The following is an 11,700-nucleotide window of genomic DNA, read 5'->3' as shown; positions in this document are numbered from 1 at the left end:
AGGATGATGACTTAGATGACGATGAATTTGAAGAAGGATTTTATATTGACCTCTTTTAATCACCGTCTGTTTGCTTCACCCGCATTTTGCGGGCTTTTTTATCAATGGTTCGCCATTTGGCGAACTTTCCTATTATACAAGAAAAAAAGCCCCAAAAACCTTATAATCACTAGAGAATATAGTGTTTACAAGGCTTTTGGAGCCCTTAAAATACTTTCATTAAATTTTATTGCAAACTTCGCTTAATTGCCCATCTGCTTTGCAACTTCAGCCGCGAAATCCTCTTCCTTCTTCTCGATACCTTCACCAGTCTCGAAACGAACAAAACCTTTGATTACTATCTTGGCATTGTTTGCTTTTGCTACGGAATCTACATAAGCCTGTACTGACTGCTTTCCGTCTTCTGCTTTTACATAGATCTGGTCCATGAGGCAGATTTCTTTAAGCTCTTTGTTGATACGTCCCATAACCATTCCACTGATGATCTTATCATTTGCATCCGGTTTCTCATTCTTAGCCTGAACTGTGAGGATTTCTTTTTCATGCTCAATATAAGACTGATCTACTTCTGCCCTGTTTGTATACATAGGCTTAAGAGCTGCTGCCTGCATTGCTACATTCTTAGCCATCTCTTTGATATCATCGTTTACTACATCTGTCTCTACATCTACGAGAACACCGATCTTACCGCCCATATGTGTATAGGAAGCAACGAAACCGTTCTCTTCTGTAACCTTTGTAAATCTTCTGATGCTCATGTTTTCACCGATTACAGAAATCTGAGCTGCAAGAGCTTCCTGAACTGTCATGGAATTATCGAATTTCCATGTTTCAGCCTTGAATGCTTCGATATCTGCTGTCTCTGTATCCATTGCCTGCTCAGCTACCTGTGCTACATAGCCCTGGAATTTTTCATTCTTTGCAACAAAGTCTGTCTCAGCATTAACTTCAACAACAACTGCTTTCTTATCATCATCAGATACAAGAACCTTGCAGAGACCTTCTGCAGCGATTCTGCCTGCTTTTTTCTGAGCTGTTGCAAGACCTTTTTCTCTTAAGAATTCTACAGCCTTGTCCATATCACCATCTGTAGCGCCTAATGCTTTTTTACAGTCCATCATTCCTGCGCCGGTCATTTCTCTTAACTCTTTTACCATTGCTGCTGTAATAGCCATTTCTTTATTCCTCCGTTATACTGGTATTTTGATTTCTATTCTATCTGAGCCGCCTAAAAGGCGGCCCAGAACCTGTCGTTTCCGAATATCAGATATTGATGTAACAGCCTCTTTAGCATATTACATATTGATTTCCTGATCTGCTGATATTATACCTCTGCTGTCTCTTCAGCTGCGATTTCTTCCATATCAGTAGCTTCTGTCTCCGGGAACTCTACTGCTTCCTCAGCGCCCTGGTTTGCTTCGATAACAGCATCTGCCATTTTAGAAACGATCAGTTTTACGGCTCTGATAGCATCATCATTACCTGGGATAACAAAATCTAACTCTTCAGGATCACAGTTTGTATCACAGATACCGATCAGCGGAATTCCGAGAGTATGTGCTTCCTGTACACAGATTCTTTCTTTTTTCGGGTCAACTACGAAGATTGCATCCGGGATTCTCTTCATTTCTTTGATACCGCCCAGGTTCTTCTGCAGTTTATCTAATTCTTTCTTTAATTCAATTACTTCTTTTTTAGGAAGAACATCGAATGTTCCGTCTTCCTGCATAGCTTCGATGTCTTTCAGACGTCTGATCCTGCTCTGGATTGTCTTGAAGTTTGTGAGCATTCCGCCTAACCATCTCTCATTTACATAGAACATGTTGCAGCGCTCTGCTTCAGACTTAACAGCATCCTGAGCCTGTTTCTTTGTTCCTACGAAGAGGATTGTGCCGCCTTCTGCTGCGATGTCAGAAACTGCCTTGTAAGCTGTATCTACCATACCTACAGATTTCTGAAGGTCGATGATGTAGATGCCGTTTCTTTCTGTGTAGATGTACGGAGCCATTTTAGGGTTCCATCTTCTTGTCTGATGTCCGAAATGAACACCTGCTTCGAGTAACTGCTTCATTGAAATTACGCTCATGTTTCTAATCTCCTTTTGGTTGATTTCTACCGCATGTTTTACGCTCCCTCAGAGACCGTCTCCGGCACCGTCCTCAGAATCTGCATGCGTGATTTATTTTTGCCTATGAAAGTATATCACAACACCCGGGTACGTTGCAAGCCTTTTTTCATAATTTTTCCGTTAATTCATACCTTACAAGAATTTCGTATAAGGTGGTTTTGTAAAGTCAGCACCATTTTGGCATCACTGCCACAATCCTTTATGTGATTCAATAAAATCAATATAATTTTTCCTAGAAACTTCTTCACTATGCTTTATATACCACTCAAACGATTCTCGTAACCCATCTTCTAAGTCTTTTGTATTATCAATCAATTCATTTTGTTTTGTGACATCTAAATAATATTCGTAGTCATGAAAGCTGAAATAATCTCTCTGATTTTCATGATTATAAACATTTACTATTTTTAATTCTTTTCCAACCACCTTATAACATAACGATACAAATTCGTTAATATTGACTAAATTCTTATTTCCTACATTTATAATATGATAATCAGGATGTGTTTCAATGATTTTGGCAATCACTCTGCATAAATCTTCAACATGAAAAAACTGCATTTTCATTGTTCCATCTTTTGGAATATAAAAAACTCTATCAGATAATGCACACTCAAAAACAAAAGGCTCACGATAAACATTCTGCATTGGTCCATACAGATATGGCGGACGCAAAATATATGCTGCAGGCATTCTCGAGGACAGGATTTTCTCAGCCTCAATTTTATTTGTTCCATAGTTTCCCCAAATAGAGTTACTTCCTATTTCCTGTTCTTCTGTAAAAGGCTGTACATTTGTTTCGGGATATACTGCTGATGAACTAATAAGTATATAGTCTTTGACCCCATCTGGAAGAGCATCTGCCAAATCACTTACATCTTCTCCGGTATAGGCACAAATGTCCAAAACAGCATCAAAATTGTATTCTTTCAAAATATTACCCAAATTATGACGGTCAGCTTCTATTAGATGTACTCCATCAAGCTGTTTCTTAGTATTTCTATTCAACACAAAAACTTCATTATTATTCTTAAAATAATTTGCTATATATTTACTGACAAATACAGTTCCACCCGTCACTAAAATATTCATATTTATAACTCCTCTATAAGTTCTAAATGAACGAACTATGCCAGCCGTTTACAAATGCGTATGTCCCTGCCCATGGACAGACAAGAGGGCGAAATCAACAAGTGCTTTCACCCTCGGAAATGATTACAGATAGTTCAAAAAACAAATACTACTTTTTATCTTTATTGAATGCGTCCCTTACATCCTTCACTACATCCTTCATCATGCCTTTAACTGCCTCTGTAGCTGCCGCTGCCTTTTCCTCAGCCTCTGTCTTTCCCTCTTTCGCATATCCGCTGTGTGAATCTTTATCCCCGGATTTTCCGGCTTCTGCTGTTTTATCCTTTTCTTTGCCAAACAGACCGTCAAATCCTGTAAAATTAATATTCTTATTTACTTTCGCATCATACGTATCGGCCCGCATGATTTCTGCAAGATCCACACCCGTTGTCTCCTTCATGGCTTCCATGACCTTTGTAAGTACAGCCGGCACATTTCCGGCAATCTGGCTCACACCGCTTCCGTCATCCCCGCCGCCGATCAGGACGATCTTGTCAATCTGTGCGAGAGGCTCTGCAATCCTTCCGGCCATTTCAGGAAGGATATTGATGAGCATTTCAGCCATTGCGGCTTTATTATATTTACTGTAGGCTTCGGCCTTCTTTTCCATGGCTTCGGCTTCAGCTTTTCCTTTTGCTTCAATTGCCTGAGCCTCTGCCTGTCCCACCAGCCTGATTCCTTCCGCAGTCTGTTCCTTTTCAAATTTCATGGCTTCGGCGCGTGCCTTCTGGGCCTCTGCCTCCTGCTCCTGCTCATAACGGGCGGCCTCAGCATCCTTCTGACGCTTGAACAGCTCTGCCTGAGCCTTCTGCTCCTGTTCATAACGCATGGCGTCCGCTTTCTTTTTTACCTCAGCATTCAGCTGCTGTTCACGTACCGATGCTTCCTTCTGCTTGAGCTCTATCTCCCGCTCCTGCTTTGCGATGTCAGCATTTGTTCTTGTAATCTCCAGAGTCTTACGCTGGTCCTCTGTTCTGATCTGATAGACCATATCAGCTTCAGCCTTAACTGTGTCAGCCTCTTTTTTAAGCTCTGACTGTCGGATAGCCAGCTCATTATTCCGCTTTGCTATCTCTGTCTGTGAGATTACCCTGGCGTCATTCGATAATTTGTCAGCCTCAGCCTGGGCAATTGCGATTTCTTTTTCGGAATTTGCTTTTGCGATCGCCGCATCCTTTTTAATCTTTGAAGTATTATCCATACCCATATCCTGGATAAGGCCATGCTCGTCCTCTACATTCTGGATATTGCAGGATATAATCTCAATGCCCAGCTTCATCATGTCTACGGAAGCCTTTTCCTGTACCTGATTACTGAATTCATCCCTGTTGTTGCAGATTGTCTTAAGGTCCAGAGTTCCGATAATTTCCCTCATATTTCCCTGAAGAGAATCCTGCAGGTCTGTAACGATCTCCGAAGGCTTCTTATCCAAAAAGTTTTTCATAGCGAGAAGCATCATCTCTTCACTGTCAGAGTTGATCCTTACCTTTGCAACTGCATCCACCTGCACATTGATATAATCAAGAGTAGGTATATAATTGTCCGTTTTAATATCGATAGTTATCTGATTCAGGTAAAGTACATTCATCCTCTCCAGAAACGGTATCCTGAAACCTGCCCTGCCTATAAGGATCTTAGGTCTCTTACGCATACCTGATATGATGTAAGCTTTATTAGGCGGCGCTTTAACATAGCCCGCGGCCAGCAAAATGATGATCAGTACCGCTATTACTGCTGCAATAATGATTCCGATAGATATCCCTTCCATTTCTCTTCCTCCTGTGTGTATGATTGATGTGCAGCCCGCCAATATTTTGGCAGTTTTTAAATTAAATGCCTATATTTAGTACAATACCACACTTTTTTCCCTGTGTAAATGACAATGAAAGCAATTACTCATATATAAATCCACAATTTCCACACAGCTTATCCCGGCAAGCGGTTCTGACGGATAAATTTACTTTTATTTTGTACCGCTCGCAGCTTCCTTCCCCCTATCCAGTGTTTTGTCTCTTCGAAATATACATTAAAAGAAAAAAAGGGGCCTGACAAGTCAGGCCCTCAAATCTCCGGTGCACACCCTTTGCAGAGTCTACATACTCCGGAGGCAATTCTGCCCGAAGGCAGCTTTACTCAGAACTTTATTATAACTGCTCAGTAAATACAAATATCTGCTAAATAGTTACAATTTATGATACATTTACTCATGTCTCAGAGCATCGATAGGATTCAGGTTTGATGCCTTGATTGAAGGCAGCAGGCCGAATATGATGCCTATAAGCATTGAAAAGATAACGGATCCTATAATAGCCGGGACGCTGATGGCTACCGGCGTCTGGGACATTTTGGAGATAGCCTGGGCAAGCCCGATTCCTGCAATGACTCCTATAATGCCTCCAAGGCTTGTAAGCACAGCCGCCTCTGTAAGAAACTGGCCGAGAATCCTCTTCTTTTTTGCCCCTATGGCCTTTTTAAGACCGATCTCACTTGTCCTCTCTGTGACCGAAACAAGCATGATATTCATAACGCCGATGCCGCCTACAAGCAGTGAAATACTAGCGATCCATATCAGCTGGTTATTTGTGGCCGCGCTCAGATCCTGGAGCTCCTTAGCCTGTTCAAGCAGGTCAGCCGCCTTATATTTCACGTCATCCTGTGAAGTGACGTATGCGTTCAAAATATCAGCACATTTCTTACCTACGGCACTCATCTCATCTGTGCTGTTAGCCCTGACTATTACATTCTGAGGCTCATCATACTGGTAGGGCACACACCAGGTAGCATATGGCATATAAATAAACCCGCTGGCCTGGTTCCCCATATACGTCCAGTAATCCTCCATCGAATTGATAACAGGCTCAAAAGCCTCGCTTTTCTCTGTCACGCCCACAACGGTGAAAGGTTCACCCTTAATCTCTATAGTCTTGCCCAGAGGATCTTCCTCCTGAAACAGGCTGGTGGCCGCTGTCTGATCCAGAATCACGACCTTTCTGAATTCATCATAATCCTGCTGTATGAATTCACGCCCTGTCCGCATGATATACCCGCAGGTATTAAAATAATGCAGATCTATCCCCATAACATTAGCGCCATCCATACTGGTATTCTTATAATAAACACTGTCGGCATAACTTCTTTTGGAATAGAGCGAAACATCGGCTACACCATCTACCTTTTCCATCTCTTCCCTGACTTTTTCTGTAACTACAGGAACTCCTTTTGGGATACCGCTGTAATCATCCAGATAATATTCCATGTCTCCCTGATACAGCTTGATATCCACCGTATTATTTCCTGAACCGATCAGGTTCTTCTTTATCTGCTCATTTGTCCCCTGAATAGTAGAAACAATGGAGATGATGGATGCTATACCAATGATGATTCCAAGCATTGTCAGGAAAGAACGCATTTTATGCGACCATATTCCCTGAATTGACAACCTGATATTTTCTAACACCTCTCCACCTCCTACATCGGAACAACGGTATTATCATCTTCATCCGATGTCTTTACCTTTGCCCCTTCCTTTACATTTTTCCCGTAAGGGAAAGCAATGCTGTCATCCATAGAAAGACCTTCCTTCACTTCGATAGCTGTGGAATAAACTGTCTTTCCTGTCTTGATATACTGCTTTTTCAGTCTGTTATTTTCGTCCTTTTTATAGACATAGCTCTGACCGTTCTCTGAGCGGATATAAGCCTTTTCAATATATAGTGAGGATGCCGCAGACGCGTCTACACTCTCCTGAATCTGAAGCTCCACATACTGATAATTGCTCAACCCCTCAGTACTGTCCCCTTCTATATAGGCTGTGAACGGATAATATGATGCATTGTTATTCCCTCTGTAATAATTTCCTGAGGTGTCAGGGTATGGGGAAATTTCTGTGATTGTGGCAGAAAATGAAGCCCCCGTATCATATGCAAACCCTGTCATGATGGAACCTACCTTCACTTTTTCCAATTCAAGCTCACTGAGTGAACCTGTGACATACAGCCCCTCTGCACTGACAACCGTCATAAATGGTTCGTTGTTGACCTCACCTACATTGGGATCCCCAACAGTTTTTACAATACCATTGATAGAACTCTTCACTACTCCATTATCAAGTTTTCTCTGCTGTGACTGTATCTTCAAATCTGATTCTTTTTTATCCAGTTTCAGTTTCTTTATCTCGCTCTCTTTATCAGCTATAGCCTGCTTAAGCTGGTCAGCCGTATAACCGTTGCCTCCGAAACCGCCTCCGAAATCAAAACCGCCTCCAAAGTCAAAATCAGGTTCCTCTATATTTGGTTCCTGAACCTCATTGCCCCCTGTCTGCTCCAGCTTTGAACTGCTTATTGTCCACTCACTTGAAGGTGCGAATCCCGTATCTCTCGGCTGTGTTCCGTCTATGGCAAACGCACTCATAAATTCTCCATTTGCCTGGTCATCTTTCCTCATTTCCAGAACAACATACCTGCCTGTATTGTCCGTCAGCCTTGTCTGGCCATCCTTATCATACCCATATACCTTATTCAGGAATGAAGCGTCGATCTTTGCACCCTCCTGGCAGAAATATACATCCGGGGATTTTTTCGTTCCTTCCCCCTTCTTATATGGCTCTGACTTTTCATCCAGCTTATCATATGCCTTTGGCGTGCACAGCAGATCAAAGGTCTTTGTATTCTCGTCATAAACAGACTGGATGTCATATGCATCACCTGCATCAGTAGTCAGACTGTATGTGCCTCCTATAGGCATAGCCAGGTATTTATAAGTCCAGTTATTTTCCTTTGTGAGTTCAACTGTCTCTTTACTTACATTGAGAACTGTATCATTCAGAGTTACCTTCACCTTTTCAGGTCTGAGGCTCTCATCAATCTGCTGGTTCACAACGACTGTAATATCAATGATCATCGGTACTTCTGTTTCCTGGGGTGTAACCTCTGTTGCATCAGTATTTGGCTCCGTAGTCTGCTCAGAATCCCCGGTGTTAGGCTCTGTGCTCTGATCTGTCTCACCGCCTGTCTGAGATGCGTCTGTCTGTGATGCATCCGTCTGCGGTGCGTTGGTCTGTGATGTGTCTGTCTGTGGTGCGTTTGTCTGTGATGCATCTGTCTGTGGTGCCTCTGTCACTGGCGGCTCCGTCTGTGATGGTTCCGTCACTGGCGGTTCTGTCTGTGGCGCCTCTGTCACTGGAGGTTCCGTCTGTGGTGGTTCCGTCACTGGCGGTGCCGCCTCACTGGTCCCCTCCGCTGATGCCGGAGCCGGTTCAGTCCCCGGGTCTGTGCCTTCAGTGCCCCCCTCTTCTGAGGCAGCCACCATCACCTGTCCGTTTTTCATAATATCTGCCTCCGCAGATGCACTGATGGGTGTTTCATTTTTTAATTTTTCAAGGTCCTTCTCAGCTGCTGTTATCTGCAGATCTATTGCATTGCCGTTCAGCTGTTCCATTTCCAGGTCTAGCTCTGCAAGAGTCATATCATAGGCCAGAAGAGGATCTCCTATCTTTACCTCATCGCCCTCTTTTACATAAATCTCTTTCACCAGCTGATTTGTCGTCATATGTACCTGCTGAGTCACTGTTGATGAAACCATTCCTGATGTAGATGTCGTCTGTCCCCACCAGCCCATGTTCAGATCAGATACTTTTACTACATCCACAGGCGTACTGTTTGAACTGACTACTTTATAAATGCCATATCCTCCGCCGCCTACGGCAGCGACTGAAACAGCGCAGATAAGGGCTATCCACTTTTTCTTCACAACGCCACCTCCTCATCTCTATGCTCAGAAAGCTCACCATCAAAAATATCCACGATACGCTTTGCATGCTCTGCTATATTTCTGTCGTGGGTTATCATAATAATAGTGACACCTTCCTCATTCAGCTTCTCAAAAAGCTCCATTACCTGTGCACTGGATTTGGAATCAAGAGCGCCTGTAGGCTCATCTGCCAGCAGTATCTTTGGATTATTTACCATAGCTCTAGCAATAGCAACCCTCTGCTTCTGTCCGCCTGAAAGCTGGTTAGGCTTAAAATGGTACCTGTCGCTCAAACCCACTCTGTCTAAAGCTGCTTCTGCCATTTTTATTCTTTCTCTTTTAGACACACCTGCATAAATCAAAGGCAAAGCCACGTTTTCCACTGCCGACTGCCTTGGCAGCAGCTGGAATGTCTGAAAAACAAAACCAAGACTGCGCAGGCGTATTTCAGCAAGTTCATTATCTCTTTTATTCAAAAGGCTTACACCATCCAGAAGGAACGATCCTTTTGTCGGCTTATCCAGGCATCCTATAATATTCATGAGCGTTGATTTACCTGAACCAGAAGGCCCCATTATGGCTACATATTCTCCTTTTTCCACATGCAGCGTGATATCTTTTAATACAGGGACTATCATTTTCCCCTGTATATAATCCTTATAGATATTATCCAATTCGAGAATCACTGTGAGTCCTCCATTCTTATTGTGCTGCTTCCGTTGGCGCCAAACCGTCTCCCAGGTCAGACACATCTTCTGGCCCTGCTGGTCCTTCTTCTCCGCCTTCGCCTGCCTCAGGTCCAGGGGCATCCTGACCTCCATCCGCCTCCGGAACTTCTTCCTGTGGTCCCACCATATCGTTGCTTCCTGCTTCTCCGTCAGGCCCGGCCGAAATGCCGTCTCCGCTGTCCATAACACCATCTTCATTTCCCGGCACCATAATATCATTGCCAGGCATCATATCATCACTGCCTTCCGGAAAATCAACACTGCCTCCAGGCCCGGCATCCATTGAGCCGCCGTCAACAGGGCCATCGCCGCCCATCATATCAACGCTTCCGCCGTTCATGTTCATCCCCATCTGTTCAACATTCCGCACTACAGACATGCCTTCCTTGAGATTCTCACTCGGGAATGTGATATAATCATCCGGCTCCAGGCCTTCTGTTATCTGGTATTTCTGAGTGACATCATCTAACTCTCCTAAAGTAATGCTGCGTTTTTCCAGCTTGTCCTTATCATTTGCCGCCCATACGTAAGCTTTTCCGTCCTCCTGGACGATGTAATAACTGTCAAGCCAGATTCCTTCCTTTTCTTCGCCGTCTTCCTGCCCGTTGTCTATCTCAATATATACATGCTGTCCAAGCATAAGGTCATCCGCATTATCAAGTGTTATATAGAAAGGATAATTTGTGGAATTTACACTTGAAGTAGTGCTTCCGCCGCCCATTCCATATGAAACGTAGCCTCCTGATGAGTTATTATCTGTCTCCGGGTTCTCACGGTCAATCGTAGTTATCGTCCCTCTCCAGATTCTTTCATCATCTACTCTGGAACGAACGATCACAGGAAGGCCCTCCATGACAGAGGCCATATTCTGTTCATTAATTTTTCCCTTAACACGGTAATCCCCTGTTGCAAGTATTGTCATGAAAGCATTGTTATCCCCGCTATTTCCCATAGGTGAAGATGTAGTGCTGTTATCCTCATTGATTTTTTTAACTACTCCATCCAGTTCACATGTAACGATGGAATTAGCAATGGTATTTTTCAGCTGCTCTATCTCTACATTTTTCTTCTTAATATCATATTCATCACGTTTAATTGTATTCTGTGCAGTCTGTATACGTGTTGTATAATCCAGCTGATCCTCCTGTGAAGCGTTTGCTTTTTCCTTCTGGAGTAACTCTATCTGAGCATTGGTTGTATCTATCTCATTCTGAAGGCGTTCCAGATCTATCTGTGCCTGGTTCAGGCTCTCTTCCTGATCTGCGGTATCATATTCAAACAGATTCGTTCCAAGTGCTACTTCTTCTCCCTCCTGTACAAATATATTCTTAACCTTCCTGTCCTGTGCAAGCTCTACATTCCAGGTCTTCTGAGGCTCTACAACACCTGAGAACCTGTCCTGCATCCCATTTCCTGAACCAAGACCCGTTATATTTGCCACTGAATCTACATATGCCGTCTCGTCACCAGCTGACTGAGCTGCAGAAGGCTCCCTGAAAACCAGAAACCATACCGCCGCCGCTGCCGCTGCAATTATGACGACTGTTATAAGCACTCCTATGATAATATGTTTCCTTTTCTTTGTTTCCATCTCTTTTCCTCCTGAATGATATGCTTCATTACGCCATTTTGGATTTTATTATACCATGTATGATTTTGCTGTGCCTTAAAAATCTCTTAATCTTTTTTAGCCACTTTGTAAATGTTTTGTGTTCAAAACACTTAGAAAAATCCACCCCCAGTTCTTCTGCTGCTTTTTCTGTGGCTTTGACTAAATTGCTGTTTAGATGATTAGAGGCGGGGAGGACGCTTTGCATTGTAGGCAGTGAATCAGTGGGAGGGGCAGGCGGGTGGGTGAGGCCACTACTTTATTGGATTCCCGAAATACATTGGAATCAATTATTTGGTATGTTCAAAATATATAGACTATTCTATTTTTCCTTCAACATAGAGTGGGTATTAAAT

Annotated in this window: 8 protein-coding genes; all 8 read right to left on the bottom strand. The window is 43.2% G+C overall.

The window, feature by feature from the left end; translation table 11 throughout:
- Positions 1–242 precede the first annotated feature (242 nt).
- The 8 genes from tsf to NSB28_RS24465 all read right to left on the bottom strand — a co-directional run bounded on the left by tsf (position 243) and on the right by NSB28_RS24465 (position 11,326).
- Entirely contained in the window at positions 243–1,175 is a 933-nt protein-coding gene (tsf, locus tag NSB28_RS24500) for a translation elongation factor Ts (RefSeq protein ID WP_109747303.1), read from the bottom strand.
- A gap of 149 nt (positions 1,176–1,324) precedes the next feature.
- Positions 1,325–2,086: a 30S ribosomal protein S2 gene (gene rpsB, locus NSB28_RS24495; RefSeq protein WP_109747302.1), complete on the bottom strand. Its 762-nt coding sequence runs from the start codon at positions 2,084–2,086 to the stop codon at positions 1,325–1,327.
- 225 nt (positions 2,087–2,311) lie between these two features.
- Positions 2,312–3,220, bottom strand: coding sequence for an NAD-dependent epimerase/dehydratase family protein (locus NSB28_RS24490; protein ID WP_257497956.1), 909 nt, complete (start codon positions 3,218–3,220; stop codon positions 2,312–2,314).
- A gap of 148 nt (positions 3,221–3,368) precedes the next feature.
- Complete coding sequence (locus NSB28_RS24485) at positions 3,369–5,027, bottom strand: flotillin family protein (RefSeq protein WP_109747300.1); 1,659 nt, start codon at positions 5,025–5,027, stop codon at positions 3,369–3,371.
- A gap of 432 nt (positions 5,028–5,459) precedes the next feature.
- Positions 5,460–6,716: an ABC transporter permease gene (locus NSB28_RS24480; RefSeq protein WP_109747299.1), complete on the bottom strand. Its 1,257-nt coding sequence runs from the start codon at positions 6,714–6,716 to the stop codon at positions 5,460–5,462.
- Positions 6,717–6,727: 11 nt separating this feature from the next.
- Positions 6,728–9,007, bottom strand: coding sequence for a biotin/lipoyl-binding protein (locus NSB28_RS24475; RefSeq protein ID WP_109747298.1), 2,280 nt, complete (start codon positions 9,005–9,007; stop codon positions 6,728–6,730).
- Positions 9,004–9,693, bottom strand: a complete 690-nt coding sequence (locus tag NSB28_RS24470; RefSeq protein ID WP_109747297.1) for an ABC transporter ATP-binding protein — start codon at positions 9,691–9,693, stop codon at positions 9,004–9,006. The genes NSB28_RS24475 and NSB28_RS24470 overlap by 4 nt, the downstream gene beginning before the upstream one ends.
- Positions 9,694–9,709: 16 nt before the next feature.
- A complete protein-coding gene (locus NSB28_RS24465; RefSeq protein ID WP_109747296.1) occupies positions 9,710–11,326 on the bottom strand; it encodes an efflux RND transporter periplasmic adaptor subunit in 1,617 nt (538 codons plus the stop codon).
- Positions 11,327–11,700 lie beyond the last annotated feature (374 nt).

Origin of the sequence: Murimonas intestini (assembly GCF_024622195.1) — a bacterium.
GTDB classification, from domain to species: Bacteria; Bacillota; Clostridia; order Lachnospirales; family Lachnospiraceae; genus Murimonas; species Murimonas intestini.
This window is presented reverse-complemented; position numbering and strand designations above follow the sequence as displayed.